Genomic DNA, 26,984 nt, shown 5'->3' with positions numbered 1-26,984 from the left:
GAGAAGACGGGACCGAGAGAAACGTTCTGCCTGGACGGGGCTGCCCGGACAGGGCGCCGAAGCACGCGGTGACCCGAGCGGCGTTCACTCGTTTGCCGTAGCACCAGCTCCGAACGCCCCCGTCGTCGAAGGCAGTCGCCCGATGGTCCAGTCCTCGCCCAGTCGATCCCCGCACGGTTCGGGCAGCCGCCTGCTGCACGCCGAGCGCCGACTCGCCGAGCGGTACGCCGAGCTGGTCCGCCTCGCCTACCTGGTCCTCCCGGCCTCCCTCGGCCGGCACCGCCGGGTCCTCGCCGCGCACTCGCTGGTGCAGCGCAGCCTGCCCGACGCCGCGCCCGCCGTACCGGCGCCCCGCTCACCGGGGGCCGACCCGGACCGCTCGCTCCGGCTGGCGGTGGTGCGCGGGGCGCTCGCCCAGTGCCGGCGGCCCCGGCTGTGGCCGCAGGGGGTCCGGCCACCCCTGCTGCTGGTGCCCCGGCTGCCCGTGGTGTTCGGGCTGCGGCTGGCGCCACGCTCGGGCGGGGCCGAGGAGATGGCGCTCGGCCAGGCCCTCTCCGACCTCTCCGCCCCGGCCCGCGCCGCCTTCGTCCTTCTCCGCGTGGAGGGCCTCACCGCCGACCATGCGCGCGGGGTGCTGGAGGCGGCCGGGGTCGCGGATGCCCGGGTGGCGGTACGGGAGGCGGCTCGGCTCGACGCCTCGCTCGGAACAGCCGCCGCGGCGGTGCTCACCTCGGACGAGTTCGACGCGTGCACCCCGCGCGCCCGCCCCACCGACCTGGTCCGCCGTCGGCGCCGGGTGCGCGTGGCCACGCTCTCCGTGCTGGCGGGCGCCCTCGCGGCGGGCGGACTGGCCGCCGTCACGCACTGGGCACCGGACACGCGGGACGCCCGGAAGCCCCGGTCCGCCGATCTGATCCGGGTCGATCCCGGTGCGTGGGCGGACACCTCGCGGGTGGACTTCACCGCCTGGCCCGCGCGCGGGGACCGGGTGCGCGACCGCGCGCTGCTGGACCGGGCGCTGGCCGTCTGGGCCGACCCGCCGTCCGGTACGCGGGTGGACCGCGCTCCGGGTACCCCGGCCGATCCCCCGCCGCGCGCACCGCGACTGCTGTACGCCGGGTCGGTGGGCGGGCACGCCGTGGTGATGTTCCACGACGGTCAACGCCTGGTGCGGTACGGCGAGTCGGGCACCGGTGAGCGCCTCGCGCTGGCCCGCGCGGACGACGCCGACGTGACCACGGCCGCGGCTGTGGTGCTGGAGGAGCGGGGCGGCGCGGTGCGGTATCTGCTGGCGCCGTGGGTGGCGGAGTCCTCGGTACGCGACCTGGCCCGTCCGAACGCGCCCGCGCAACCCCTTGCGGTGGCGCGGGACGGGGTGACCGCGCCGGTGCCCCGGTGGACGGGCGGCGGCTGCGGGCATCGTCCGGCGCTGCAGTTGCGGTCGTCCCCGGCGATCGCGGAGCACCACGCGTTCCTGCTGGCCGACCTGGGCGGATTCACGCCCGCGCATCTGACGTACACCCCGCTGCCGGGCCACGGCTCCCCGCCCGCCCGGCAGCCGCGCGAGGCGACCGGCCCGGCCGCGGTGGTGGCCTGGGGGCAGGCGGGCTGTGCCCTGGACCCGGCGGGCGGTTCGGGCGTGCGGGCGGTCAACGCGTGGGACTTCGCCGCGCAGGACCTCCCGGACGGCGGGGGCCACGCCGTGTGGACCTGCGTGCGGGCGGACACGTGGCAGGGGCCGGGCGACATCACCGTCTTCCTGCGCGGGCCGGGCAGGAAAGCGCAGGTGGTGACGCGAGTGCGGTCGACAGCCGCGTGCGGCAGGTTCGGCCGGCACCTGGTGGCCCGGACGCACTGGAAGTCCCCGCGCGGGCACTGGTACGTCCTGGCGGCGGGCAGCCGCGCCGTCACCTCGCTCACCCTCGCCGGTGACGTGCGCGCCACCCGGAGCGGGCACACGCTGGCGGTACGGGCGCCCAAGGACGCCGCCACGCAGGTCCGGGCCGGGCTGGCCTCCGGCGGGAGGCTGCCGGAGGTCGGTTCCGCGCCGTCCGGGGGTACCCGGCCCTAGCGGCGACCCGCTGCCCGACCCCTGGAGATCGACCATGGTCCACGTCCGACGGTCCTTCACCGTCGCCCGCCCCCTGCCCGCCGTGAACGCCTACCTGGCCGACTTCGCGAACGCCGTGGACTGGGACCCCGGCACCCGGGAGTGCGACCGGACGAACGGCACGGGCACCCCCGCCGAGGGCGCCACCTGGCACAACGTCTCCGAATTCAGGGGCCGCAGCACCGAACTCGAGTACCGCCTCGACCACCGCTCCGAAGACCGCCTCACGTTCACCGGCACCAACAAGACCGCCACCTCCACCGACGACATCACCCTCCGCCCCACCCCCGACGGCACCGAGATCACCTACGACGCCACCATCCGGTTCCACGGCCTGGCCCGCCTGGCCGACCCCTTCCTCCGAGGCGAGTTCGAACGCCTCGGCGACGAGATCACCCACACCATGCCGAAGGCCATCGAGTCGGCGGTGCCGCTGAGTTGAGGGGCCACGCCAAAGGGCCCCCTCCGAACGGTTTCTGACGACCGGTCGGAGGGGGCCCGCGTGGACGGCTCTGCTACGAGCCGCTGTAGTCGAGGTCGTCGCTGCGACGCTCTGCGGCCGTCACCGGCTCCGGCTGCTCCCAGGTGTGCGCGATCGGCCCGGACACGGACCGCCACCACGCGTCGGACGGCACCCGCCCGCCCGGCTCGAAGGGCTCGCCGGGGCGGGGAGAGGCCACGACCTGGCCCACGGCCTCGCCCGCCTCCTTCGTCCACTCCCCCGGTTCCGCCCAGGCGTGCATCGCCAGGTTGAAGGTGCCCCAGTGGATGGGGAGGAGGATGCCGCGGGGGGTGCCGGACTGGAGGTCGAGGTGGGCGCGGACGCCTTCCTCGGGGGTCATGTGGATGTCGGGCCAGTAGGGGCTGTAAGCGCCGATCTGGATCATCGTGAGGTCGAACGGGCCGTGGGCCGCGCCGATGTCCTTGAAGCCGTCGAAGTAGCCGGTGTCGCCGCTGTGGTAGACGCGGTGCCGCTCGCCCGCGACGACCCAGGAGGCCCAGAGGGTGTGCTGGGTGTTGCGCAGGCCGCGGCCGCAGAAGTGGCGGGCCGGGGTCGCGGTCAGCGTCACCCCGCCGACCTCGGTCGATTCGTGCCAGTCCAGCTCGCGCAGCCGGTCCGGGGACACCCCCCAGTGTTCGAGGTGCGCGCCCACGCCCAGCGGGACGGCGAACAGGGTGTCGGTGCCGGCCAGGGCCTTGATGGTGGGCAGGTCCAGGTGGTCGTAGTGGTCGTGGGAGATGACCACCACGTCGACCGGGCCGAGCGCGGCCAGCGGGAGCGGGACGGGGTGCAGCCGCTTGGGCCCGGCGAAGGGGAACGGCGAACAGCGCTCACCCCAGACCGGGTCGAACAGCACCCGGCACCCGTCGATCTCCACCAGCGCGCTGGAGTGGCCCAGCCATGTCACCCGCAGGCCGCTGACCGGCGGCTTGGTCAGGTCGGCCACCGCGGTCGGGTGCACCGGGATCGTGCCCTGCGGTGCGCGGACGGGACGGGTGTCCTTGTCGAAGAACGCCTTGGCCAGCTCCAGCGTGGACCCGGAGGGCCGGGTACGGGCCGTGCCGCCGGGGTTCTGGAAGACGCCGTCCTTGAAGTGCGGGGAGCGCTGGATGCGGGCCAGGCGCTCACCGCTCGGTTCCGCGCCGAAGGCTTCGGGCTGTAGCGCGCGGAGCCCGGAGCTCAGGGAACGCAGACCGGACACGGTACCTCCAGGTGGAGTCGCTCAAGGGCTCCATGGTCGACGGCGGCTGCGACGGCCCCAAGCCGCCGCGGGCCGGGCGGCCCGGCCACAAGTCCCAACGCTCACGCGGCCCTCACTGTTCCCGAACAGCGTTCCAGGCCCGCCGCCCCCACGGCGCGGGGGCGGCGGCAACCAGCAGATCTCACGCCACCGAAGCGATCCGCATCCTGATGTCGCTCGGCGACAGCGCGCCCTTCGCCACCACATGGTCCCCGGAGGACTCGCCGCGCAGCCGGCGCCCGATCCACGGCACCAGATGCGTACGGGCCCAGTGCACGTCGTCGCGCCGGATCTCCAGCGTGCCCCGTGGCGGCAGCACCGGCCACTCCTGCTCGGGGTCGGCCGGGATCTCCAGGCCCAGCGCCTGGCCCGCGCGCAGCGCGACGCGAGTGTGGCCCTCGGGCGAGAGGTGCAGCCGGTCACCGTCCCACGCCCGGCGGTCCTGCACGGACTTCAGGGACCACAGGTCGAGCACGGGGCAGTTGTACCGGTCGGCGATGGCCCGTACATGACCGTTGTACGTGGCGATCTTGCCGCGCAGATGCCTGAGCAGCGGGACGCCGCGGGTGTCGAAGCCGGTCGCCACCAGCACGGTGCCGGCGCCCGCGGCGAGCTGGGCCACGGCACGCTCGAAGCGCTCGGCCGTCTCGTCCGGGTCGGTGCCGGGGCGGATGATGTCGTTGCCCCCGGCGCAGATGGAGACGAGGTCCGGGGCGAGCGCCGCCGCCCTGGGCACCTGGTCCGCCGCGATCTGGTCGAGCAGCTTCCCCCGCACGGCGAGGTTGGTGTACCTGAAGTCGCCTTCGGGCCGCCGGTCGGCGAGGAGTACCGCGAGCCGGTCGGCCCAGCCGACGAACGCCCCGTCGGGGCCGGGGTCGCCGACGCCTTCGGTGAAGCTGTCCCCCACCGCCACGTACGACCCGATCACTGTCCTGTTGTCGTTCTCCATATCGTCTGCCACGTCGGACCATGATTCACCTTCGGATGTGACCTACGCGACCGTAAGCAAGGGTTGACGGACGGTGAGATAAGCCACGCCTAAAGAATTTGCCAATCGCGGAATAGCGCTTTCGGCCGCCCTGTTGAACGGGCGATCACGGGGTCGGAGCGGGGGAAACGCGATGTCGTATCGTCGGCGGTGCGCCCGTCGACGAGCCGCGGCGGGGCGGAGCCTTGAAGGAGCACCCGTGACGCAGCAGGTCCCGTCGACCGAGCCCGAGCTGTCCGCCGTCCGCAACTTCCGCGACGTGGGCGGCCTCCCGACGGTGGACGGGCGCCGGGTGCGGCACGGGGTGCTGTTCCGCAGCGGGCACCTCGCGCACGCGACCGAGGAGGACGCGGCCTACCTCTCCTCACTCGGCCTGCACACGGTCTTCGACTTCCGCAACTCGGCCGACCAGCGCCTCGAAGGCCCCGACGTCGAGCTGCCGGGCGTGCGGAACGTGAACCTGCCGCTGAGCGACCCGGCCGACGGCGCCGAGTTCTGGCGGATGGTCCGCGACGGCGATCTGGACCAGTTGCGGGACATCCTGGCCGACGGCAAGGCCGCGGGCCGCATGATCGACTCGTACCGGAGGATCGTCACCGAGCGCACCGCCGAGCACTCCCACGTGCTGCACGCGCTGGCCGAGGACAGCGTGCCCGCGCTGATGCACTGCGCGGCCGGCAAGGACCGCGCGGGCATCTCGGTGGCGGTGACGCTGCTCGCGGTGGGCGTGGAGCGGGACGCGATCACCGCCGACTACCTGGAGTCCAACGCCAAGCACCGCCGCTACAAGGTCCGACGCAACGGCGACCAGGCCAGCGCGTACACGCCCGAGGTGATGGAGCTGCTCAGCCCCCTCTTCGACGCCCGCGCGGAGTACCTGGCGGCGGCCTTCGACAGCATCGAGGACACCTGGGGCGGCGTGGACGCGTACCTGGAGCGGGGGCTGAAGCTCTCGGACTCCGTGCGGGAGCGGCTGCGCGCGCGCCTGGTGGACTGACTCTCAGCCCTTGGCGCCCAGCGAGAACAGCAGGAAGAGGAAGGCGGCCAGGACATGGCCGAGGGCTACGTACACGACGAGCCGGACCCACAGGGAGCGCGGCAGCTTGTCTTCCATGTCACTCATGACAGGTCTCCGGTCGGATGGCCCAGGCACAGGGTGGCCGTGGGGCTCTGGAGCAGGGTGTGGACGAACAGCAGCTCGACGCCGTCGTGGTCGGCGGCGTTGAGGCGGTGCGGGGTCAGCGAGTCGAAGTGGGCGCTGTCTCCGGGAGCGAGCAGGTGCGTGCTGTCCCCGAGGCGCAGCCGCAGCCGGCCGCTGAGGACGTACAGCCACTCCTCGCCGGGGTGGACGCGCACGATGTCGCCCTCGGCGCGGTACGGGACCCGGACGCGCAGGGCCTGCATGCCGCGGCCGGGGGCGCCGGCCTGGAAGTAGGTCCAGCCGGCGGCGCTGGTGGGTTCCATGTCGGCGGCGCGCACGATGGCGTCCCGGTCGGCGGCCGTCTCACCCAGTAGGTCGGAGACCGTCGTACCGTAGATACGGGCGAGGGCCAGGAGCATCGGCAGCGAGGGCTGGCGGTGTCCGGTCTCCAGCCGGGAGAGATGCGCCGGGGAGAGCCCGGCGGCCCCGGCCGCGGCCTCCAGGGTGAGGCCGGCCCGGCGGCGCAGGGCGCGCAGCTGCGGCGCCACGGCGGGCAGGTCGTCGCCCTGGCCCGCCGGGGAGGCCGCTTCGGAGGCGTTCATATCTCTATTGAGCCCCATTTTTGCCTGTGGGGCAATTCTTTTGCCTCGGAGGCAAAAAGCCGGAGAGCCCGGACGAAGAGCCTCAGCGGCCGGCGACCGCCTGCTTGATCAGCGTCCGCCCGAAGTCCCACATCAGGCCGCCCCCGCTGTGCGCGTCGTCCATGACCGCGGTGAAGGAGTCCACGAACCGCTCCACGTCCGCCTCGTCGATCACCAGCGGCGGAATCAGCTTGATCACCTCCAGGTGGTCGCCGGAGACCTGGGTGAGAATCCGGTGCCGCTGGAGCAGCGGGACGACGACCATCTGCGCGAACAGCCCCTTGCGGGCGGCCTGGAGCATGGTCCAGCGGCCGCGCAGCTTCAGCGAGTCGGGGCGGCCGAACTCGATGCCGATCATCAGCCCCCGCCCGCGCACGTCGGCCAGCAGCTCGTACTTGCCGATGAGCGCGGCGAGCCGGGATTTCAGCAGCTCGCCCGTGGTCCGCGCCCGGGTGACGATCTGCTCGTCCTCCATCACGGAGAGCACCGCGAGCCCCGCCGCCATGGCCTGGGCGTTGGAGCCGAAGCTCGCGGAGTGCACCAGGACCCGGTCCATGGACGAGTAGACCTTCTTGAAGATCCAGTCCTTGCCGAGCGTGGCGCTGACCGGGACATAGCCGCCGGAGAGCGCCTTGGCGACGCACACCAGGTCGGGCTCGACGCCGTCCTCGTGCTGGTAGGCGTAGAAGTCGCCGGTGCGGCCGAGCCCGGTCTGCACCTCGTCGGCGATGAGCAGCGCCTTGTGCCGGTGCAACAGCTCCTGCGCGGCGCGGAGATACCCGGTCGGGCTCTCGTGCACCCCCTTGCCCTGGACGGGCTCGACGATGAGGGCGGCGACATCGCCCTTCTTCAGCTCCCGCGCCAGGGCGTCGAGGTCGCCGAGGGGCACGGGGGTGTCGGGGAGCAGCGGGGCGAAGCCGTCGCGGAAGCCGTTCTCGCCGTTGACCGACAGCGAGCCGGTGGTGAGGCCGTGGAAGGCGTGGTCGCAGTAGAGGACGCGGGGGCGGCCGGTGGCGAAGCGGGCGAACTTCAGCGCGGTCTCGACGGCCTCGGTGCCGCTGTTGCCGAAGAACACCCGGTCCAGGTGCGGGCTGTGGGCCAGCAGACGTTCGGCGAGCAGGCCGGGCAGCGGCTGGCAGTCGAAGCGGGTCAGGTCGGCGAGGTTCAGGTCGAGCACGTCGTGCAGGGCCTTGCGGACCACCGGGTGGTGGCGGCCGAGGCCCATCACGCCGAACCCGGCGAGCATGTCGAGATAGTCGTTGCCCTCGGCGTCCCAGAAGTGGGCGCCTTCGGCACGCTCGTAGACCTTGTCGAAGCCGATGGTGTGCAGCATGCGCGGGAGCTGGGGGTTGAGATGGCGCGTGTGCAGGTCGTAGCGCTCCGCCCCGCGCGCGGCGAGGAGGGCTTCGAGGTCGAACTCCGTGCTCATTCAGCTCTCCTGGTTGTGCTGTGCGCCGACGTCCTTGACGGCGAGGCTCGCGCTGATCCGCCCGGCGATCTCCACCGGCGTGAGACCGATGTCGGCCAGCACCTCGCTCCGTTTGGCGTGCGCGAGGAACTGGTCCGGGATGCCGAACCGCCGTACGGGCACGTCCACGTCGGCGTCCCCGAGGGCCAGCGCCACGGCCGAACCCACGCCCGCCGCACGGCTGTTGTCCTCGACGACGGCCACCAGCCGGTGTCCGGCGGCGAGTCGAGGCAGCGCGGGGTCGACGGGCTTGACCCAACGCGGGTCCACCACCGTGCAGTTGGTCCCCCGCGCCCCGAGCAGCGAGGCGACCTGGAGGCAGACCGGCGCCATCACACCGACGGCGACGAGGAGTACGTCCGGCTCGTCGTCCCGGTGGAGCACGTCCATGCCGCCGATGTGATCGAGGGCCGGGATCTCGGGGCCGACGGACTCCTTGGGGAAGCGGACCAGGGTGGGCGCGTCGTCCACGGCGACCGCCTCGCGCAACTGGGCGCGGAGCTGGGCCACGTCACGCGGGGCGGCGATCCTGAGGCCGGGGACGACCTGGAGGATGGACATGTCCCACATGCCGTTGTGCGAGGCGCCGTCGACGCCGGTGACCCCGGCGCGGTCCAGCACGAAGGTCACCCCGCAGCGGTGCAGGGCCACGTCCATCAGCAGTTGGTCGAAGGCGCGGTTGAGGAAGGTCGCGTAGACGGCGACGACCGGGTGCACTCCCCCGGTGGCCAGGCCCGCCGCGGAGACGGCCGCGTGCTGCTCGGCGATCCCGACGTCCCAGACCCGGTCGGGGAACCGCGCGGCGAACGGACCGAGGCCCACCGGGTGCAGCATGGCCGCCGTGATGGCGACGACGTCCTCGCGCTCCTCCCCGATCCGGACCATCTCCTGGCCGAACACCGAGGTCCACGAAGGCCCGCCGACGGGGCTGAGCGGAGCGCAGGTCAGCGGGTCCATCACCCCCACCGTGTGGAAGTGGTCCTCCTCGTGGGCCAGGGCGGGCGGATACCCGCGCCCCTTCTCGGTGAGACAGTGCACCAGCACCGGCCCGTGGAACCGCTTGGCCCGGCGCAGCGCGGACTCGACGGCGCCGATGTCGTGGCCGTCGATGGGGCCCACGTACTTCAGCCCCAGGTCCTCGAACATTCCCTGCGGGGCGAAGGCGTCCTTGAAGCCCTTCTTGGCGCCGTGCGCGGCCTCGTACAGCAGCCCGCCGACGACCGGGGTGCGCTGGAGCGCTTCCTTGCCCCAGGCGAGGACCTGCTCGTAGCCGTCGGTGGTGCGCAGCGTGGCGAGGTGGTTGGCGAGGCCGCCGATCGTGGGCGCGTAGGAGCGCTCGTTGTCGTTGACGACGATGATCAGGGGGCGGTCCTTGGCGGCCGCGATGTTGTTGAGCGCCTCCCAGGCCATGCCCCCGGTCAGCGCGCCGTCCCCGATGACCGCCACGACGTGCCCGCGCTCCCCGAGCACCTGGTGCGCCTTGGCGAGGCCGTCGGCCCAGCCGAGGGAGGTGGAGGCGTGGCTGTTCTCGACGATGTCGTGCTCGGACTCCTCGCGCGAGGGATAGCCGGACAGGCCCCCCTTGCCGCGCAGCTTGGAGAAGTCCTGACGGCCCGTCAGTAACTTGTGCACATAGCTCTGGTGCCCGGTGTCCCACACGATGCGGTCGACCGGCGACTCGAAGACCCGGTGCAGGGCGATGGTCAGTTCCACCACGCCCAGATTGGGGCCGAGGTGCCCCCCGGTCCTCGACACCGCCTCCACCAGGAACTCGCGTACCTCGGCGGACAGTTCACCCAAGTCGTTCTGCGACAACGCCTTCAGGTCGCGTGGTCCCCGGATGCTCTCCAGAATCGTCACGCCGGCCCCCTCTCGGTCCGTGCCGTGCTCTGCCTCAACTCACCTGATCCGCGGCGCCGTTCTCCTCGGCCAGCCGCATGGCCTCCTCGATGAGGGTTTCCACGATCTTCGACTCCGGGACGGTCTTGATGACCTCGCCCTTCACGAAGATCTGCCCCTTGCCGTTGCCGGAGGCCACCCCGAGGTCCGCCTCGCGTGCCTCACCGGGACCGTTCACCACGCAGCCCATGACGGCTACGCGGAGGGGGACCTCCATGCCGGTCAGGCCGGCGGTGACCTCCTCGGCCAGCTTGTAGACATCGACCTGGGCGCGGCCGCAGGACGGGCAGGAAACGATCTCCAGACCGCGCTGCTTCAGGTTCAGCGACTCCAGGATCTGCAGACCCACCTTGACCTCCTCCGCCGGCGGCGCCGACAGGGAGACACGGATGGTGTCGCCGATACCCTCCGAGAGCAGCGCACCGAAGGCGACCGCCGACTTGATCGTGCCCTGGAACGCCGGACCCGCCTCCGTCACACCCAGGTGCAGCGGGTAGTCGCACTGCGCGGCGAGCTGACGGTACGCCTCGATCATCACCACCGGGTCGTTGTGCTTCACCGAGATCTTGATGTCCCGGAAATCGTGCTCCTCGAACAGCGACGCCTCCCACAACGCCGACTCCACCAGCGCCTCCGGAGTGGCCTTGCCGTACTTCTGCAGCAGACGACGGTCCAGCGAACCCGCGTTCACACCGATCCGGATCGGAGTGCCGTGATCCTTCGCCGCCCTGGCGATCTCACGGACCTTGTCGTCGAACTGCTTGATGTTCCCCGGATTCACCCGCACCGCCGCACAACCCGCCTCGATCGCGGCGAACACATACTTCGGCTGGAAGTGAATGTCCGCGATCACCGGGATCTGCGACTTCCGCGCGATCGTCGCCAACGCGTCCGCGTCATCCTGCGTCGGACACGCCACCCGCACGATCTGACAGCCCGACGCCGTCAGCTCCGCGATCTGCTGCAACGTCGACCCGATGTCCGAGGTACGGGTCGTCGTCATCGACTGCACCGACACGGGCGCCCCGCCCCCGACCGCCACCGGCCCCACCTGGATCCGCCGCGACACCCTGCGGGTGGCGACAGGGCGGGCCGGTACGTCGGGGACGCCCAGGGAGACGGCGCTCACGGCCTCACTCCCGGTTTCCGGACACGGTCTCGCGCATGGCCCGCAGCGACTCCTTCAGGGAGCCCATGGTGGCGAGGACGGCGGTCGGCTCGTAGCCGCAGTGCGCCATGCAGTTGGCGCAGCGCGGGTCCTTGCCCCGGCCGTACTTGTCCCAGTCGGTGTCCTCGACCAGCTCGCGGTAGGTCGGCACGTACCCGTCGCTCATCAGATAGCAGGGGCGCTGCCAGCCGAACAGGGAGTAGTTCGGGATGGCCCAGGCGGTGCAGGGGAAGTCGACCTTGCCCTCGAGGAAGTCCAGGAACAGTGGGGAGTGGTTGAGCCGCCACCGCCTCCGGTTGCCGCCGGAGAACGCCTTCTTGAACAGCTCGCGGGTCTGCTCGACGCCGAGGAAGTGCTCCTGGTCGGGCGCCTTCTCGTAGGCGTAGGCGGGCGAGATCATCATCTCGTCCACCTTCAGGTCGTCGTTGAGGAAGTTCAGCACCTCGACGATGGTCTGCGGGGTGTCGGTGTTGAAGAAGGTCGAGTTGGTGGTGACCCGGAAGCCGCGCTGCTTGGCCTCCTTGATCGCCGCCACCGCCTCGTCGAACACGCCCTCCTTGGCCACGGACTCGTCGTGCCGCTCGCGCAGCCCGTCGATGTGCACCGCGAAGGCGAAGTACGGGGACGGGGTGAACTTGTCCATCTTCTTCCGCAGCAGCATGGCGTTGGTGCACAGGAAGACGTATTTGCGCCTGGCGACGAGCTGGCGCACGATCTCGTCGATCTGCGGGTGCATCAGCGGCTCACCGCCCGCGATGGACACCATCGGCGCACCGGACTCCAGCACCGCGCCCACCGCCTGGGCGACCGGCATCCGCTGCTTGAGCACGCCGGCCGGGTGCTGGATCTTCCCGCAGCCCTCGCACTTGAGATTGCAGGCGAACAGCGGTTCCAGCTCGACGATCAGCGGGAACTTGTCCCGTTTGCGGAGCTTCTGTTCGGCCAGGTATGTAGCGACCTTGATGGACTGACGCAACGGCATGGCCATCTGGCTCACCTCCGGGGGAGCGGCAAGGAACGGTGCCATTCGAAAAACGCGGGAAGGACGGAACGGAGAACGCGGAAGGCCGATATTCCACCGCGTACCGTTCCGATCCGGACAAGTTCATGTTCAGGAGCGTCCACGACCACCCGTACGGCCGCAACCGGGCGGTCGCCCGTGCCGACGGCGGTGCGCAGGGTGGCCGCCGATTCCATGTCGACCGCGATCGCGCCGGTCGCCAGCAGAGCGGAGCGCTCCGGGCCCCGGACCACGTGGTCGGAGCCGGTCAGGGGGCCGGTGTGGACGGTGCGGCCGGGGACGGCGCGCCTCAGCTCCTTCACCAGCAGGTCGGTGCCCACGCAGGGGACGGCCCCCCGCGGGTCACGGGTCTCCCCGGCGACCACCAGGTCGCCGGGGTGCATGCCCGGTGCCAGCCCGGCGCAGAAGCCGGTGGCCAGCACGGCGGTGCAGGCCGTCCCCGGCCCGGCCAGCCGCTCGGCGACGGACCGCTCCGCCGCCCTCGGGCCCATACCGGTGCGCAGGACGGTGAACCGCCCCCCGGCCCCGCCCCGGTCGCCGGTGCGCAGGGCGAACCGCTCGATGCCGAGCGCGCAGACGACCAGCAGCGGTGCCGGGGCGGGCCGGGATCTCATTCAGCTCCCTCCGGCCGGGGCGCGGACGCCTCTGCGGGCGGCCAGGGGCGCCTTGTCGAAGGGGTCGCCGTGCAGGTACCGGCCGAGCGCGGTGAGCGGGAACACCTGCCGGTAGAGGTGGTAGTTGATGGAGAAGTCCCAGGGGAAGCCGGTGCCGGTGAAGTACGGCTCGTCCCAGGAGCCGTCGTCCCGCTGGGTGTCGGCCAGCCACCGCACTCCGCGCTCGACGGCCTCGGAGTCCCGCTCCCCCGCCGCGAGCAGCGCCATCAGCGCCCAGGCGGTCTGGGAGGCGGTGGAGGCACCCCGGCCGCTCCATTCCCTGGCGTACTTGTACGAGCGCAGGTCCTCGCCCCAGCCGCCGTCGTCGTTCTGCGCCTGCTGGAGCCAGTGCACCGCGCGACGGATCGCCGGATGGGAGGCGGGCAGTCCGGCCGCGGTCAGGGCGGGCACCACCGAGCCGGTGCCGTACACGTAGTTGACGCCCCACCGGCCGAACCAGGAGCCGTCCGCCTCCTGTTCGGCGAGCAGCCAGGCGATGCCGCGCCGGGTGCGCGGATCGTGGGCGAGCCCCTCGGCCGCCATCATCTCCACGACGTGCGCGGTGACATCGGCGGACGGCGGGTCGATGACCTCGCCGAAGTCGCAGAACGGCAGCCGGTTGGGGAACGGGCTGGTGTTGTCGACGTCGAAGGCGCCCCAGGCGCCGTTCTTCGACTGCATCCCGAAGTTCCAGCGCACCGCCCGCGCGATGGCCCCGTCCACCCGCTCGGGCTGGGGGTGGCTGACCCGGCGCAGGGCGAGGGCGACCTCGGCGGTGTCGTCGATGTCGGGGTAGTTGTCGTTGTGGAACTCGAACGCCCAGCCACCCGGCGGGAGTTCAGGACGCTTGACGGACCAGTCGCCGGGCCGGCGGATCTCCTCGGCCAGCATCCAGTCGGCCGCCTTCAGCAACCGGGGGTGGTCGGCGGGGACTCCGGCGTCGGCCAGCGCGATGACGGCGAGGCAGGTGTCCCACACCGGGGACTGGCACGCCTCGATCATCCGGGAGCCGTCCTCGCGCCAGACGGCGAACCGGTCCAGCGACTCCAGCCCGGCCCGCATCACCGGGTGCCTGAGGTCGTAGCCCATCAGGTGCAGCGCGATGACCGAGTACACGGCCGGCGGCTGGATGCCGCCCCAGCAGCCGTCGTTCTCCTGGCGTTCGACGATCCAGCGGGCGGCGGCGTTCATCGCGGCCCGGCGCACCCGGCGCGGTACGGCCTTGCGCAGCCGGTGCACCACCCGGTCGAGCCGCTCGAAGGCGCCGTCCCAACTGGTCAGCGGAGCAAAGGGCTTGGGCGGGCTGGGATTGGCCGGGTCGGTGTGCAGCTCGTCGAGCGGGAAGGGCGCGGGGCGGACCGGGCGCTTGGCCGAGACGATGGTCAGCGGCACGATGGTCTGCCGGGCCCAGCAGCCGAAGTCATAGATGTTGAGCGGCAGCCAGGTGGGGAACCAGATGAGTTCCGGGGGGAGTTCGGGCAGGTCCTCCCACTTCCACCAGCCGAACAGGGCGAGCCAGATCCGGGTGAAGACACGGGCGGAGGCGATACCGCCCCGCTCGCGCACCCAGGCCGAGGCGCGCGCCATGTGCGGGGCGTCCGGGGCGTCCCCGGCCAGCCGCAGGGCGACGTACGCCTCCACGGTGGCGGACAGGTCGCCCGGGCCGCCGTAGAAGGTGGCCCAGGCGCCGTCCTCGCGCTGCTCGCCCCTGATGAACAGGGCGGCGGCGCGGGTGGTCGCCGCGTCGAGGATGCCGAGGAACTGGCGCAGCATGAGGTCCTCGGCGTCCATGGTGACGTTGGTCTCCAGGTCGCCCTTCCACCAGCCCTCGGGGTCCTGCCGGGCCAGCAGGTACTCGGTGGCGCGCGCGGCGGCGCGTTCGGCGGCCTCGGGTACCCCGGCCGCCAGGGGGTCGGTGCTGTCGGTGTCGCTGGCCGCGGCAGCGCGGGGCGGGAGGGTGGCCCCGGTGCTTCCGTCGGTCGTCGCTGTCATGGCTTCCCCTTTGTGCAGTCGTTCGAGTCGTGCTGCTGTGGGTCCGCCGTCGGCCGGTGTGCCGCTGATCGCGTCGCACCGGCCGGCGACTACGCGAGGGTTATTCGGCCGATAGTGATCATCTCTTCCTGACGACGACGAAGTCGGCGAGCGCCGTGAAGGCGTCCCGCACCCGGTCGGGCATGTCGACGGCGTGCAGGGCCTCGATGGCGACGGTGTGCTGACGCCGCGCCTCGTCCGCCGTCCACTCGCGGCCGCCCGCCTCCTCGATGAGGGCGGCGCGGGCCGCGAACTCCTCCTCGGAGAAGGCGGCGAAGTCGCTGCTCTTGGCGTCGGCGGCGAGGATCTCGCCGAGCCGCTCGGAGGCGGGGCCCCCGGCGGCCAGGGCCGCCACCACGGGCAGGGACTTCTTGCGCTGGCGCAGATCGCTCCAGGTCTGCTTGCCGGTGGACTCCGGGTCGCCCCAGATGCCGAGGAGGTCGTCGACGGCCTGGAAGGCCAGGCCGAGGTGGTAGCCGTAGCGCTCCAGCGCGTCGGCCGTGCGGTCGTCGGCGCCGCCGAGGACCGCGCCGATGGAGGAGGCGCAGGCCAGCAGGGCGCCGGTCTTGTTGCCCTCCATCTCCAGGCACTCCTCGACGCTGACGCGGTCGCGGTGCTCGTAGGAGATGTCCTGGGCCTGGCCGTCGATCAGGGCGCGGGTGGCGGCGGTCAGCCGGCGGGTGGCGCGGCCGGCCTCGACGGTGCCCAGCTCCAGCAGGACCTCGTTGCCGAGGGCGAACAGGGCATCGCCGACCAGGATGGCCTGGGCGGGGCCGTGCACCTTCCAGACGGTGTCGCGGTGGCGGCGCTGCTCGTCGCCGTCCATCAGGTCGTCGTGCAGCAGGGAGAAGTTGTGCACCAGCTCGACGGCGACCGCGCCGGGCACGCCCACCTCGGGGGCGGCGCCCGTGACCTCGGCGGAGAGCACGGCGAGGGCGGGACGCACGGCCTTGCCGCCGTCACCGGCGGCCGGGTTCCCGGCGGCGTCGATCCAGCCGAAGTGGTAGGCGGCGACAGTGTCCATCGGGGGCGCCAGCCGGTCGACGGCGGCGCGCAGCACCGGGGTGGCCAGGGTCCGGCCGCGCTCCAGCAGTGCGGTCACGTCCACGGCGTCGGCGGCTGTCGAGGCCGGGGGCGGCACAGTGGGCACAGTCTCTCCTCTTGTTGCGGTACCGGGGGTGCGGGGCCCCTCCGGGCTGTGCTGATCGAGCATCAGGCCGCCTCCTCGAACTGGAAGAGGCGGCGGGGACGGGGCCGGCCCAGGGCGCCCAGCGCGGCGTCGGCCGCGCTCACGCCGCTGCGGACCGCGCTCTCCATGGTCGCGGGCCAGCCGGTGGCGGTCCACGCGCCGGCCAGGTAGAGGCCGGGAGCCTTGGTGCGGGCGCCGGGGCGCAGCCGCCCGACGCCGGGGGTGGGGGCGAACGTGGCGGTGCGCTCGCGGGTGACGAAGAAGTCCCGTACCCGCGCGGTACGGGCGCCGGGGATCAGCCGTTCCAGCTCGGGCAGGTAGCGCTCGCGCAGGTGGGCGACGGGGGCGTCGATGTCGTCGTGCGCGGCCGACTGGGACAGTGCCAGGTACTGGCCCTCGCGCAGCCCGGAGGCGGCGGTGCGGTCGAACACCCACTGCACGGGCGTGCCGAGCGCGGTGAGGAAGGGCCGGGCGAGCACCGGCCGGTCGTACACCACGTGCACGTTGAGGATCGGCGCGGTGCCGATGCGCAGCAGCCGCCCGGGGTCGTCGAGCGCGCCGGCCGGCAGCAGGTCGTGAGTCTCGCGCTGGGGTACGGCGAGGACGACGGCGTCGGTGTCGATCGTCTCGCCGGGGGTCCGGACGCTCCAGCGTCCGTCCGCGTGCCGGGAGAGGGAGGTGACGCGGGTGCGCAGCTCGGTGCGGACGCCCGCGGAGTCGAGGGCCTTGCGGGCCAGCCGGTCGTGCAGGTCGCCCAGCGGGACGTGCGCCCAGCCGATGTCGGCCGCGCCCGGCTCGGACAGCAGCCCGGTCCTGAACACCATCGCGGCCAGTCCGAGCGAGGCGTCGCCCGCGACCGCGTTGAGGGTGGCGACCCCGACCAGGTCCCACAGCGCCTCGATGGCGCGCGCCGACTGGCCGTGCCGGGCCAGCCAGGAGCCGAAGTCCTGGTCGTCCAGCGCCGGGTCGGCGGGGTCGAGCCCCTTGAGCGCGAGCGCGGCCCGCCCCACGGAGACCCGCTCGGCGAGCGAGAGGTGCGGGTACGCGGCCAGGCTCCGCCCCAGGTGCAGCGGTACGGGCAGCGGGTCTCGCCGGAGCCGGCCGAGCCGCCGCCCCTCGGGCTTGTCGACGTCGACCACGGGCACGTCGAGCCGGTTCTGCAGCGGGGCCAGCGCGGCGCCCTCGATCCGGTCGAGGAACCAGCGGTAGGCGGTGCAGCAGCGCAGGTAGACGTGCTGGCCGTTGTCCACGGTCAGGTCGCCGCGCTGGAAGGAGAAGGCGAGCCCGCCGAGCCGGGGCCTGCCTTCGAGCAGGGTGACGCGCACGCCCGCGTCGGCGAGCGCGAGGGCCGCGGTGACCCCGGCGAGACCGCCGCCGACCACGACGGCGTCCCGGCCGGTGCCGCCGGTGTGCGCCCGGGCCGGGCGTGGGGCCTCGCTCATGCCGCGTCCTTCCGTGCGTGCCACGCGTGCCGGCCGAACCGTGCACGTCCGGCCGTCGCAGTCAGGGACGCCGCGCCGCGGGCGAGGGTTGCCCGCGGCGGCCGGGCCGCCGAAGCCACCTCCTGGGCCTCGGCCGTCATCAGGCGCGCCCCCTGAGCGTGTGCCGCGAGACGTGCCGGGTGTCGAAGCCGGACAGGCCGCGCACGGCGACGTACGCCTTCTCGCGGCCGGGCAGGGAGACGCGGCCGCGCAGCACGGCCTCCGGGTCGCGCTCGATCCGGTCCAGCAGACGGCGGTAGATCCCGGCCATGGCGGCGACACAGGCGCCGCTGCGGCGGTCCAGCATGGGCAGCAGCCGGTAGCCCTCGGCGAACAGGGCGCGGGCGCGGCGGACCTCGAAGTGCACCAGGCCCGCGAAGTCGGAGCCCTCGGGCGGGGTGGGTCCGGCGAACCCGGCCGAGCAGCCGAACTTGGCCAGGTCGTCGGCGGGCAGGTAGGTGCGGCCGCCCTCGGCGTCCTCGCGGACGTCGCGCAGGATGTTGGTGAGCTGGAGGGCGAGCCCCAGCGTGTCGGCGTACTCGGGGGCACGCTCGACGCCGCGTGCGCCGGGCTCGGTGCCGAAGATGCCCAGCGAGAGGCGTCCGATGGCACCGGCCACACACCGGCAGTAGACCTTGAGGTCGTCCCAGGTCTCGTAGGTCGCGCCGCGCACGTCCATCTGGACGCCGTCGATCAGCTCGTCCAGGCCGCCGAGCGGGATCGGGAAGACCCCGGAGGCGTGGGCGAGGGCGACAGCCACCGGGTCGGTGTCGTCCTCCTCGACCGCGCCCGCCCGGACCCGGCCGAGCAGCGCCCGGGTGTCCTCCAGGCGCTCCACCTTCACCGCGCCGGGCAGCTCGCCGTCGCCGATGTCGTCGACGCGCCGTGAGAAGGCGTAGAGCGCCGACATCGCGCGGCGCTCGGGCGTCGGCAGCAGCCGGATGCCGTAGGCGAAGTTGCGGGCCTGCTGGCCGGTGACCGTCTCGCAGTAGCGATAGGCGGCGAGTACCGGTGCGGACACGGCTTGCGAAGCCTCCACTGCCCGGATCACCCCTCTCCTCGCAGGGTCGTGCCCGCCTCACGCAGCAACTGGAGCTTGCCGGGCTTGGGCGGGCCGGGAAGTACGTCGAAATCGGCGGCGGCGATCGCCCGGACCGCCGCCTTTCCTCCCGCCACGAATCCCGCGAGCAGCAGCTTCAGTCTGCCGTGGACGCTACCCACGAGGGGGGCGCCTTCATTCAGCAGATCGCGTGCGCGTCGGGCTTCGAACGCGACCAGGGCGCGTACGGACGCGCCGGCGCTCGGGGCGGCGAGGTCGCTCTCCTGGACGTGGAAACGCTTCATGTCCTGAGCGGGCAGGTAGATGCGGTCGCGGCCGAGGTCCTCGGCGACGTCCTGGAGGTGCTCGACGATCTGCAGCCCCGTGCACACGGCGTCCGAGCGGCGGATGCGCTCGGGGGTCTCGGTGCCGGTGACGGCGAGCACCAGGCGACCGACCGGGTTGGCGGAGAGTTCGCAGTAGGCGCGCAGATCGTCGTAGGTCTCGTACCGGGTGACGAGCTGGTCCTGGCGGTTGGCGGCGATCAGGCCGAGGAAGGGCTCGGGGGTGAGGCCGCGGCGGCGCACGGTGGGCTGGAGACGGCGCAGCAGGGGGTGGTGCGGGGTGCCGTCGAAGACCCGGCGGAGGTCGGCCTCGAAGGCGTCGAGCAGGGCGAGCCGGTCGTCGGCCCGCTCCGGGGGGACGCCGAGGACGCGGGCGTCGGCGCCGCCGGGGGCCAGGTCGCCGTCGCCGATGTCGTCGACCAGGCGGGCGAAGCCGTAGACGGCCATGAGGTCGGTGCGCCAGGCGCGGGGCAGGAAGAAGGGGGCCACGGGGAAGTTCTCGCGCGCGGCCTTGTCCAGCGTGGCGCGTTCCAGTGCCGTCGCCGTGTCGGTTCCCGTCACTGCGCGCTGCCCGGTGCAAGGACGGCGCGGCTCGCGGTGAGCTGGGGAGTTTCCGTAGCCATTGCCGTCACATCTCCCGTTCTACACTGCCGACCCGATACACACTATTTCGGACACGCCGCCGACCCTCCGGGGGGCGTCCCGGCGGAGGGTGTCGCGCATTATCGCCCCGATTGCCGGTTTCCGGCACCGGTACAGCTTACGTTGTACAACGCGCCAGGGTCCCCCGGGGTGTCCGGCGCATCACAACAACACACCTATGGGTGCCAAGATTCCTACGCCCCACCGGAGTTGACGCATCCTTTGCAGACGCCGGGCCCCGCCGGGGAATGTCCGGCAGGGCCCTGACGGAAAGTCGGGCTACTTGCCCGTGAACTTCTCGTACTCCTTGAGGACCTCTTCGGTTGGTCCGTCCATGCGGAGTTCGCCGCGTTCCAGCCACAGGACGCGGTCGCAGGTGTCGCGGATGGACTTGTTGTTGTGGCTCACCAGGAAGACCGTGCCGGCCTCCTTGCGCAGTTCCCGGATGCGTTCCTCGGAGCGCTTCTGGAAGGCGCGGTCACCGGTGGCCAGCGCCTCGTCGATCATGAGGACGTCGTGGTCCTTGGCGGCGGCGATGGAGAACCGCAGCCGGGCCGCCATGCCGGAGGAGTACGTGCGCATCGGCAGCGTGATGAAGTCGCCCTTGTCGTTGATGCCCGAGAAGTCGACGATCCGCTGGTAGCGCTCCTTGATCTGCTCGCGGGACATCCCCATGGCGAGACCGCCCAGGATGACGTTCCGCTCGCCGGTCAGGTCGCTCATCAGCGCCGCGTTGACGCCCAGCAGCGAGGGCTGGCCGTCGGTGTAGACCTTGCCCTTCTCCGCCGGGAGCAGGCCGGCGATGGCTCGTAGCAGGGTGGACTTGCCGGAGCCGTTGGAGCCGATGAGGCCGATGGCCTCGCCCCGGTAGGCGGTGAAGGACACCCCGCGCACGGCGTGCACCTTGCGCACCCCGCGCGGCTCGCCCCGCTTGATGATGCGGCTCAGGGCGGCGGTGGCGCTGCCCTTGCCGGTCTTGGCGCCGTTGACCCGATAGACGATGTGCAGCTCGTCCGCGATGACGGTGGGCCGGCGGTCGCCGGTGTTCTGCTCAGCCACGGCCGTACCGCTCCTCAGCCTTCCAGAAGTACACGAAGCCGCCGCAGAAGACGACCACGGCCCAGCCGAGGGCCAAGGCCCACACGTGCGGGGGCAGGTTCGAGGCGCCGTAGCCGTCGATCAGGGCGTAGCGCATCAGGTCCATGTAGACGGCCGCCGGGTTCGCCTGGAGCGCCCGGACGATCCAGTCGGGCCTGCCCGCCAGCATGTGGTTGATGGAGAACATCACGCCGGACGCGTACATCCAGGTCCGCAGCATGAACGGCATCAGCTGGGCGAGATCCGGCGTCTTGGCGCCCATGCGGGCCACGATCATCGCGAGCCCGGTGTTGAACAGGAACTGCAGCACCAGCGCCGGGAGGATCAGCAGCCACGACAGCCGCGGATAGTTGCCGAACCCGATCACCACCAGGAACACGACGATCATCGAGAACAGCAGCTGCTGGAGCTGCTGGAGGGAGAACGAGATCGGCAGCGACGCGCGCGGGAAGTGCAGGGCTCGCACCAGGCCGAGGTTGCCGGAGATCGCGCGGACGCCCGACATCAGCGAGCTCTGCGTGAAGGTGAACACGAACACGCCCGTGACCAGGAAGGGCACGTAGGTGTCGTGCGACATGCCCCGGCTGGCGTCGAGGATCAGCCCGAAGATCGCGTAGTACACGGCCGCGTTGAGCAGTGGGGTGGCCACCTGCCAGAGCTGGCCCAGCTTGGCCTGGCTGTACTGGGCCGTCAGCTTCGCCTGGGAGAAGGCGAGGATGAAGTGGCGGCGGCTCCAGAGCTGCCGGACGTACTCGACGAGCGAGGGGCGGGCACCGCTCACCGCGAGCCCGTACTTGGCGGCGAGGTCTGCCGCCGGCAGGCTCTCGTCGGGCGACGGGGCCGCGGTCACCGCGACACCGCCGTCATGGGTTCTCTCACTCACAGGGGGAAACTTTCGTCTTCGAGTACATCGTCCGGTTCGCCTGCGCGGGGCCGCTCGCCCGCCCCACCCGAGCTTCTCAGATCACCGGGGGACGGCCCAGCCGGGTCAGCCGCCACACCGTACGCCAGCGCATCGGGCGGCGGGGACCGCAGGGGGTGGCCCAGCCCTCCCTGAACCCGCCGAACCACGCCTTCAGCGCCGGTCCGGAGGGGCGGCGGGCCAGCGTGAGCAGCAGCCAGACGCCAAGGTAGACCGGGACGAGCGGCAGCGGAAGGTTGCGCCGGGCCAGCCAGACGCGGTTCCGAGCCACCATGCGGTGGTACACCGCGTGCCGCGAGGGCGCGGTCGTCGGGTGGTACAGCACCATGTCCGACCGGTAGTCGATCATCCAGCCGGCGTCCAGCGCACGCCAGGCGAGGTCGGTCTCCTCGTGGGCGTAGAAGAACTCGTCCGGCAGCCCGCCGACCTCGCCGAGCACCTTGGTGCGGACGGCGTTGGCACCGCCGAGGAAGGTGGTCACGCGGGAGGAGCGCATCGGGTCCGAGGCGCGCAGCCGGGGCACGTGCCGGCGCTGGGTCTCGCCGGTCTCCGGGTCGGCGATGCGGAAGCTGATGATGCCCAGCTCCGGGTCAGCGGCGAACGCGGCCCGGCACAGCTCGGCGGTGTCCTGCCGGGCGAGCAGACCGTCGTCGTCCAGGAACAGCAGGATGTCGACGTCACTGCCACCGGGGCCGAACGCCTCGATGCCGACGTTGCGGCCGCCGGGGATGCCGAGGTTCTCGGGCAGCTCGACGGTGCGCACGCCCTCGGGCACATCGGGCACCGGCGAGCCGTTGCCGACGACGACCACGGAGACCTTGTCGCCGTCCTGCTTGGCCACGGAGTCGATGAGCGCCCGCAGTTCCTCGGGGCGGTTGCCCATGGTGATGATGACCGCGCCGACCTTCATGCCGTTCACCTCAGCCTGCTCGACGCGAGAATGGACACCAGGTGCAGCAGGGTCTGGAGCAGCGCGATGCCCGCCAGCACGGCGGTGCCGAGCCGGGTGAAGAACAGGTCGCCGCGTACCTGGTCCACGATGGCCAGCACCAGGATCAGCAGCGACGCCTCGATACCGAGGATCAGCCGGTGGAACCTGAGGGCCGCGGCGGCGCGCCGGGCCAGTGCCATCCCGGAGGAACGCGGCTCGGCGGCCGCCTCCTTCACCGGAGGCAGCCCGGTCTGGTGCCGGGCGACCCCGACGAGGTCGGTCTCCGCCTTGATCAGGATCGCGCCCAGCGCCGCCAGTGTGCCGAGGAACGCCCACAGCCAGTCGATACGGCCGCTGCCGAACAGGTCGGCGGCGCGCAGCCCGAGGCCGACCAGCACGGCCGCGTCGGTCAGGTAGGCGCCGACGCGGTCGAGGTAGACCCCGCCCAGCGAGTACTGCTTGCGCCAGCGGGCGATCTCGCCGTCGACGCAGTCCAGCAGCAGATAGAGCTGGGTGGCGACGATGCCGAGCACGGCGCCCGGGATCCCCGGCACCAGCAGGGCCGGGGCCGCGAGCACACCGCAGACGGTCATCAGGTACGTGAGCTGGTTGGGCGAGATCCTGGTGTTCACCAGGTAACGGTCGATGCGCAGGGACACCTCGCGCATGTAGAGGCGTCCCGCCCAGTGCTCACCGCTGCGCCGGTCCTTCACCCCCACGGGGTGGACGACCGGACGGAGTTCAGCTACCGATGGCCTTGACATAGTCGGCGTAGATGTCCTTGATCTGCTCAGTCTTGAGGTCGAGGTGTTCCAGGATCGTGTAGCGGCCGGGCCGGGTCTCCGGGGCGAACTCCACGACGCGGACGAACTCGTCCACGGTGAAGCCGATGTCCTCGGCCAGTACCGGCAGGCCGTGGCGGCGCAGTACGCCGGCCATGTGCGCCGACTCCTCGTGCGCCCCGCGCAGGTACATGGCGAAGGCGGCGCCGAGGCCGCACTGCTCGCCGTGGCTGGCGGCGCGCTGCGGGAAGAGCAGGTCGAAGGCGTGGTTGATCTCGTGGCAGGCGCCCGAGGACGGCCGCGAGTCACCGGAGACCGACATGGCGATGCCGGACAGCACCAGCGCCTCGGCCAGGACCTGGAGGAAGTCGTTGTCCTCGATCCCGCCGGGGTGCCGGAGCACGGCCTCGCCCGCCTGGCGGGCCATGGCGGCGGCGAGACCGTCGATCTTCTCGCCGTTGACCCGGTTGGCCAGCTCCCAGTCCGCGATGGCGGACACGTTGGACACCGCGTCGCCGATGCCGGAGCGAACGAAGCGCGTCGGGGCGGCCCGGATGACGTCCAGGTCGATCAGGACGGCGATCGGGTTCGGCACCCCGTAGGAACCCCGGCCCGCGTCGTTGTCCAGGGTGGCGACCGGCGAGCACAGGCCGTCGTGCGCGAGGTTCGTCGGCACGGCGACCAGCGGCAGGCCGACCCGCGCGGCGGCGTACTTGGCACAGTCGATGATCTTGCCGCCGCCGAGGCCGACCAGCGCGTCGAAGTGCCCGGCGCGGATGTCGTCCGCGAGCCGCACGGCGTCGTCCAGCGTGCCGCCGCCGACCTCGTACCAGGTCGCGCCCGGCAGTTGGGGCGCGACCCGCTCGCGCAGCCGGGCGCCGGAGCCGCCGCTGACGGCGACGGCCAGGCGGCCGGAGTGCGAGATGCGCTCGTCGGCGAGCACGGTGGCCAGGTCGGCGAGGGCACCCGGGCGGATGTCGACGACGACCGGCGAGGGGATGAGCCTCGTCAGTACTGGCACGCGATCTTCCGTCCCTTGGCGAGGTCGTCGTGGTTGTCGATCTCGACCCAGGAGACGTCACCGATGGGCTGGACGTCGATCCGGAAGCCGCGGTCGACCAGCTCCTGGTAACCGTCCTCGTAGTAGAGCTGCGGGTCCCGCTCGAAGGTGGCGCGCAGCGCGTCGGCCAGCTCCTCGGCCGCGTCGCCCTCGATGAGGGTCACACCGATGTACTCGCCCGTCGCCTCGGCGGGGTCCATCAGCTTGGTGATCCTCCGGACGCCCTTGGCGGGGTCCACGACGACCTTCATCTCCTCGTCAGCCAGGGACTTCACCGTGTCCAGCGCGAGGATGATCTTCTTGCCGTCACCACGGGCCGCGAGCAGCGTCTTCTCGACCGAGACCGGGTGCACGGTGTCGCCGTTGGCGAGGATCACGCCGTCCTTCAGCGCGTCCCGGCCGCACCACAGGGAGTAGGCGTTGTTCCACTCCTCGGCCTTGTCGTTGTCGATCAGCGTGATCTTCAGGCCGTACTTCGCCTCGAGGGCCGCCCGGCGCTCGTACACGGCTTCCTTGCGGTAGCCGACGATGACACCGACCTCGGTGAGACCGACCTCGGCGAAGTTGCCGAGGGTGAGGTCGAGAACGGTGAGCGACTCCTCGTCACCCTCCGGGCCCACCGGCACCAGGGCCTTGGGCAGGGTGTCGGTGTAGGGGCGCAGACGCCGTCCGGCGCCGGCCGCCAGCACGAGGCCGATCATGCGGTTTCTCCTTCGTCGTGGACGGCGGGCGCCCCAGCGGACACCCAGAAGCGGATGCTCTCGACGAGCACCAGCAGAGCGACGCACACGGCGATGACCGTGAGCGCGACGGTGAACTGGGAGGCGGTCAGCAGCGCGGCAAGCACGGTGACGAGCAGCGTGCGCCCCTCCTGCCCCCCGATGGCGCGCACCAGCCAGGCCGGCGGCGCTCCGGCGTCGCCGCGGATGCGGTACACCGTGTCGTAGTGATGGTAGGCGACCGCCGCGACCAGCCCGAACGCCGCCGGGAGGGCGCCGTGGACATCGGCGCGGGCGGCCAGCGCGAGCACCGTGCCGTACTCGGCGGCGCGGAAGAACGGCGGGACGAGCCAGTCCAGCGAGCCCTTCAGCGGGCGGGCCGTGGCGAGCGCCGAGGTGAGGACGTAGACCACCGCGCCCACGACCGGCAGCCAACCGCCGAAGCCGGTCAGCGCCGAGCAGGCGACCACGGCGGCGCCGCCGAGGAAGGCGACGGCCGGGACGGCGAGGCCGGGCAGGCCCCGCTTGAGCACGCGGGCCAGGGCACCGGCGAGCGGGCCGGTGTCCGCGAGGTCGGCGAGCGCGCGGGCGGCGCGGTCGGTGCGGCGGGCCTTGCGGGTCAGCGAGCGCAGCACGCGCCCTGCCGTCGTGTACATCGCGGCGAGGGCGCAGCCGATCAGCAGCACGTAGAAGGTGACGCGGGGGGTGGTGACCGCGGTGAGGACGGCGATCATGGCCCAGCGTTCGCCGATGGGCAGGACGATCATCCGGCGGACCCAGACCGTCCAGCCGACGCTGTCCAGCTTGTCGGATAGGGCGGCGGTGGGGCTGGTGTTGGCGGTGGCGTCGTGGTTGGCCTCGTTGAAGGAGAAGTCCACGACGTGCCGGCAGGTCTGGAGGATCATCGCGCCGAGCGCGAGGGCCCAGACGTCGTCGCCGCCACGGGCCGCGCCGAGCGCGAGTCCGGCGTAGTAGGCGTACTCCTTGGCCCGGTCGAAGGTGGCGTCCAGCCAGGCGCCGAGCGTGGAGTACTGGAGGGAGTAGCGGGCGAGCTGGCCGTCGGTGCAGTCCAGCACGAAGGAGGCGATCAGCAGCACGCCGGCCGCGATGAAGCCGGGGCGCGTACCGGTGGCCGCGCAGCCCGCCGCTATCAGGGCGGTGAGCAGGGAGGCGGTGGTGACCTGGTTGGGGGTGAGGCCCCGGCGGGCGCACCAGCGCGCGAGGTAGCGCGAGTACGGGCTGATGCAGAAGGTGGTGAAGAAGCCGTCGCGGGACTTCACCGCCGACTTCAGACGGATGTCCTCCTCGTCGACGGCGAGGACGGCCTGCCGGGCCTCGTTGCGGGCCTGCGGGTCGGCGGGGACGGCGGCGACCAGGCTGCCCAGCTCGGGGCGGTGCACCGGGGTGCCGTCGGCGGCGAGGGCGGTGACCAGGCGGTCGGGCAGGCTGTCGACGGCGACCGCGGTGCCGCCGCCGGCCTCGTCCTGGGTCTGGTCCTGCCCCTCCAGGGCCCGGCTCAGCGTCTGCCGGGCGGCGCCCTGGGCGGTGACGGCGCCGGGGACGGCGGCGAGCGGGAAGCGGGGGTCCGTGAGGCCGAGGCGCAGGGCGTGCGGGTGGCCGACGAAGCGGGCGTCGACCAGGGCCACGCGCCCGTCGGCGGGGGCGGCCGCGATCAGGTGCCGGGCCTCGGCGGTGTCGGCGGCCATGCGCACGTCGAAGCCGAGGGACCGCAGATCGCCTTCGAGGGACGATCCGGGGACCGGCTGACCGGTGACGATGGCGGTCGGCAACCGAATTCACTCCCTGGGTCCGGCGCGGCGGCGCCGGTCTGCTGCGTGATTGGGGGCGCCCCTCGCCTGCGGCTCGCCGGGGCGGCATGTCGGCAGAGGCTATCGGATGGACCGGTGTACCCGTT

The 26,984-nt window shown here is 72.4% G+C and carries 25 protein-coding genes; 3 read left to right on the top strand and 22 right to left on the bottom strand.

From position 1 onward, the window contains the following. Positions 1 to 142: 142 nt before the first annotated feature. On the top strand, positions 143 to 2,071 hold the full coding sequence (locus tag E5082_RS27310; RefSeq protein WP_135793922.1) for a hypothetical protein: 1,929 nt from the start codon (positions 143 to 145) through the stop codon (positions 2,069 to 2,071). 34 nt (positions 2,072 to 2,105) lie between these two features. After that, positions 2,106 to 2,552 (top strand): SRPBCC family protein, encoded by a 447-nt coding sequence (locus E5082_RS27305; RefSeq protein WP_135793921.1) that lies wholly within the window; start codon positions 2,106 to 2,108, stop codon positions 2,550 to 2,552. A gap of 73 nt (positions 2,553 to 2,625) precedes the next feature. Here E5082_RS27305 and E5082_RS27300 read toward each other — a convergent pair whose 3' ends face one another. Further along, positions 2,626 to 3,813 carry an MBL fold metallo-hydrolase gene (locus E5082_RS27300; protein WP_135793920.1) on the bottom strand — a complete coding sequence of 396 codons (1,188 nt, stop codon included), beginning with the start codon at positions 3,811 to 3,813 and terminating at the stop codon, positions 2,626 to 2,628. A gap of 181 nt (positions 3,814 to 3,994) precedes the next feature. Further along, a complete protein-coding gene (locus E5082_RS27295; protein ID WP_135785307.1) occupies positions 3,995 to 4,780 on the bottom strand; it encodes an SGNH/GDSL hydrolase family protein in 786 nt (261 codons plus the stop codon). Between the two features lie 259 nt (positions 4,781 to 5,039). On the opposite strand from E5082_RS27295, the gene E5082_RS27290 reads away from it, so the two are divergent. Further along, a complete protein-coding gene (locus tag E5082_RS27290) occupies positions 5,040 to 5,837 on the top strand; it encodes a tyrosine-protein phosphatase (RefSeq protein WP_135793919.1) in 798 nt (265 codons plus the stop codon). Positions 5,838 to 5,840: 3 nt separating this feature from the next. On the opposite strand, the gene E5082_RS27285 is transcribed toward E5082_RS27290, so the two are convergent. The 20 genes from E5082_RS27285 to E5082_RS27195 all read right to left on the bottom strand — a co-directional run bounded on the left by E5082_RS27285 (position 5,841) and on the right by E5082_RS27195 (position 26,859). Next, complete coding sequence (locus E5082_RS27285; RefSeq protein ID WP_135793918.1) at positions 5,841 to 5,963, bottom strand: DUF6126 family protein; 123 nt, start codon at positions 5,961 to 5,963, stop codon at positions 5,841 to 5,843. Beyond that, positions 5,960 to 6,583 carry a helix-turn-helix domain-containing protein gene (locus tag E5082_RS27280; protein WP_135793917.1) on the bottom strand — a complete coding sequence of 208 codons (624 nt, stop codon included), beginning with the start codon at positions 6,581 to 6,583 and terminating at the stop codon, positions 5,960 to 5,962. The genes E5082_RS27285 and E5082_RS27280 overlap by 4 nt, the downstream gene beginning before the upstream one ends. A gap of 82 nt (positions 6,584 to 6,665) precedes the next feature. Further along, positions 6,666 to 8,051 (bottom strand): aspartate aminotransferase family protein, encoded by a 1,386-nt coding sequence (locus E5082_RS27275; protein WP_135793916.1) that lies wholly within the window; start codon positions 8,049 to 8,051, stop codon positions 6,666 to 6,668. After that, entirely contained in the window at positions 8,052 to 9,950 is a 1,899-nt protein-coding gene (dxs, locus tag E5082_RS27270; protein WP_135793915.1) for a 1-deoxy-D-xylulose-5-phosphate synthase, read from the bottom strand. It abuts the gene before it with no gap. A gap of 34 nt (positions 9,951 to 9,984) precedes the next feature. After that, a complete protein-coding gene (ispG, locus tag E5082_RS27265) occupies positions 9,985 to 11,118 on the bottom strand; it encodes a flavodoxin-dependent (E)-4-hydroxy-3-methylbut-2-enyl-diphosphate synthase (protein ID WP_135793914.1) in 1,134 nt (377 codons plus the stop codon). Positions 11,119 to 11,122: 4 nt separating this feature from the next. Further along, positions 11,123 to 12,145, bottom strand: a complete 1,023-nt coding sequence (hpnH, locus tag E5082_RS27260) for an adenosyl-hopene transferase HpnH (protein WP_135793913.1) — start codon at positions 12,143 to 12,145, stop codon at positions 11,123 to 11,125. A gap of 5 nt (positions 12,146 to 12,150) precedes the next feature. After that, entirely contained in the window at positions 12,151 to 12,792 is a 642-nt protein-coding gene (locus E5082_RS27255) for a phosphorylase family protein (RefSeq protein ID WP_135793912.1), read from the bottom strand. After that, on the bottom strand, positions 12,793 to 14,823 hold the full coding sequence (gene shc / locus E5082_RS27250) for a squalene--hopene cyclase (RefSeq protein WP_135793911.1): 2,031 nt from the start codon (positions 14,821 to 14,823) through the stop codon (positions 12,793 to 12,795). A 118-nt stretch (positions 14,824 to 14,941) separates the two neighbouring features. Further along, a complete protein-coding gene (locus E5082_RS27245) occupies positions 14,942 to 16,075 on the bottom strand; it encodes a polyprenyl synthetase family protein (protein ID WP_135786009.1) in 1,134 nt (377 codons plus the stop codon). Further along, entirely contained in the window at positions 16,075 to 17,493 is a 1,419-nt protein-coding gene (gene hpnE / locus E5082_RS27240; protein ID WP_135793910.1) for a hydroxysqualene dehydroxylase HpnE, read from the bottom strand. The genes E5082_RS27245 and hpnE overlap by 1 nt, the downstream gene beginning before the upstream one ends. After that, positions 17,490 to 17,633: a DUF6380 family protein gene (locus E5082_RS33795; protein ID WP_350883836.1), complete on the bottom strand. Its 144-nt coding sequence runs from the start codon at positions 17,631 to 17,633 to the stop codon at positions 17,490 to 17,492. The genes hpnE and E5082_RS33795 overlap by 4 nt, the downstream gene beginning before the upstream one ends. Then, entirely contained in the window at positions 17,633 to 18,583 is a 951-nt protein-coding gene (gene hpnD, locus E5082_RS27235) for a presqualene diphosphate synthase HpnD (RefSeq protein ID WP_167514153.1), read from the bottom strand. Before hpnD ends, E5082_RS33795 begins: the two co-directional genes overlap by 1 nt. Continuing rightward, positions 18,580 to 19,476 (bottom strand): squalene synthase HpnC, encoded by an 897-nt coding sequence (hpnC, locus tag E5082_RS27230; protein WP_135793908.1) that lies wholly within the window; start codon positions 19,474 to 19,476, stop codon positions 18,580 to 18,582. The genes hpnD and hpnC overlap by 4 nt, the downstream gene beginning before the upstream one ends. Positions 19,477 to 19,836: 360 nt before the next feature. Continuing rightward, positions 19,837 to 20,616, bottom strand: a complete 780-nt coding sequence (locus E5082_RS27225) for an ABC transporter ATP-binding protein (RefSeq protein WP_135786013.1) — start codon at positions 20,614 to 20,616, stop codon at positions 19,837 to 19,839. After that, positions 20,609 to 21,538, bottom strand: coding sequence for an ABC transporter permease (locus tag E5082_RS27220; protein ID WP_135793907.1), 930 nt, complete (start codon positions 21,536 to 21,538; stop codon positions 20,609 to 20,611). Before E5082_RS27220 ends, E5082_RS27225 begins: the two co-directional genes overlap by 8 nt. A 76-nt stretch (positions 21,539 to 21,614) precedes the next feature. Then, positions 21,615 to 22,487, bottom strand: a complete 873-nt coding sequence (locus E5082_RS27215) for a glycosyltransferase family 2 protein (protein ID WP_135793906.1) — start codon at positions 22,485 to 22,487, stop codon at positions 21,615 to 21,617. Positions 22,488 to 22,492: 5 nt separating this feature from the next. Next, positions 22,493 to 23,272 (bottom strand): CDP-alcohol phosphatidyltransferase family protein, encoded by a 780-nt coding sequence (locus E5082_RS27210; RefSeq protein ID WP_135793905.1) that lies wholly within the window; start codon positions 23,270 to 23,272, stop codon positions 22,493 to 22,495. Then, positions 23,250 to 24,311 carry an iron-containing alcohol dehydrogenase family protein gene (locus E5082_RS27205; RefSeq protein WP_135793904.1) on the bottom strand — a complete coding sequence of 354 codons (1,062 nt, stop codon included), beginning with the start codon at positions 24,309 to 24,311 and terminating at the stop codon, positions 23,250 to 23,252. The genes E5082_RS27210 and E5082_RS27205 overlap by 23 nt, the downstream gene beginning before the upstream one ends. Further along, positions 24,299 to 25,051, bottom strand: coding sequence for a phosphocholine cytidylyltransferase family protein (locus tag E5082_RS27200; protein ID WP_135793903.1), 753 nt, complete (start codon positions 25,049 to 25,051; stop codon positions 24,299 to 24,301). Before E5082_RS27200 ends, E5082_RS27205 begins: the two co-directional genes overlap by 13 nt. After that, entirely contained in the window at positions 25,048 to 26,859 is a 1,812-nt protein-coding gene (locus E5082_RS27195; RefSeq protein ID WP_135793902.1) for a DUF5941 domain-containing protein, read from the bottom strand. Before E5082_RS27195 ends, E5082_RS27200 begins: the two co-directional genes overlap by 4 nt. Positions 26,860 to 26,984: the final 125 nt, after the last annotated feature.

The sequence above is a fragment of the Streptomyces griseoluteus genome (genome assembly GCF_004784465.1).
GTDB classification, from domain to species: Bacteria; Actinomycetota; Actinomycetes; order Streptomycetales; family Streptomycetaceae; genus Streptomyces; species Streptomyces griseoluteus.
The sequence above is the reverse complement of the archived record's forward strand: the minus strand, read 5'-3'. Positions and strand labels throughout refer to the sequence as shown.

Bases quoted from the DNA above. Each gene is read 5' to 3' on its own strand.
- E5082_RS27310 (WP_135793922.1), top strand. From the start codon at position 143: ATGGTCCAGTCCTCGCCCAGTCGATCCCCGCACGGTTCGGGCAGCCGC.
- E5082_RS27305 (WP_135793921.1), top strand. From the start codon at position 2,106: ATGGTCCACGTCCGACGGTCCTTCACCGTCGCCCGCCCCCTGCCCGCC.
- E5082_RS27285 (WP_135793918.1), bottom strand. From the start codon at position 5,963: ATGAGTGACATGGAAGACAAGCTGCCGCGCTCCCTGTGGGTCCGGCTC.
- E5082_RS27280 (WP_135793917.1), bottom strand. From the start codon at position 6,583: ATGAACGCCTCCGAAGCGGCCTCCCCGGCGGGCCAGGGCGACGACCTG.
- E5082_RS27275 (WP_135793916.1), bottom strand. From the start codon at position 8,051: ATGAGCACGGAGTTCGACCTCGAAGCCCTCCTCGCCGCGCGCGGGGCG.
- hpnH (WP_135793913.1), bottom strand. From the start codon at position 12,145: ATGGCCATGCCGTTGCGTCAGTCCATCAAGGTCGCTACATACCTGGCC.
- E5082_RS27255 (WP_135793912.1), bottom strand. From the start codon at position 12,792: ATGAGATCCCGGCCCGCCCCGGCACCGCTGCTGGTCGTCTGCGCGCTC.
- shc (WP_135793911.1), bottom strand. From the start codon at position 14,823: ATGACAGCGACGACCGACGGAAGCACCGGGGCCACCCTCCCGCCCCGC.
- E5082_RS27245 (WP_135786009.1), bottom strand. From the start codon at position 16,075: ATGCTCGATCAGCACAGCCCGGAGGGGCCCCGCACCCCCGGTACCGCA.
- hpnE (WP_135793910.1), bottom strand. From the start codon at position 17,493: ATGAGCGAGGCCCCACGCCCGGCCCGGGCGCACACCGGCGGCACCGGC.
- E5082_RS33795 (WP_350883836.1), bottom strand. From the start codon at position 17,633: ATGACGGCCGAGGCCCAGGAGGTGGCTTCGGCGGCCCGGCCGCCGCGG.
- E5082_RS27215 (WP_135793906.1), bottom strand. From the start codon at position 22,487: ATGAAGGTCGGCGCGGTCATCATCACCATGGGCAACCGCCCCGAGGAA.
- E5082_RS27210 (WP_135793905.1), bottom strand. From the start codon at position 23,272: ATGTCAAGGCCATCGGTAGCTGAACTCCGTCCGGTCGTCCACCCCGTG.
- E5082_RS27200 (WP_135793903.1), bottom strand. From the start codon at position 25,051: ATGATCGGCCTCGTGCTGGCGGCCGGCGCCGGACGGCGTCTGCGCCCC.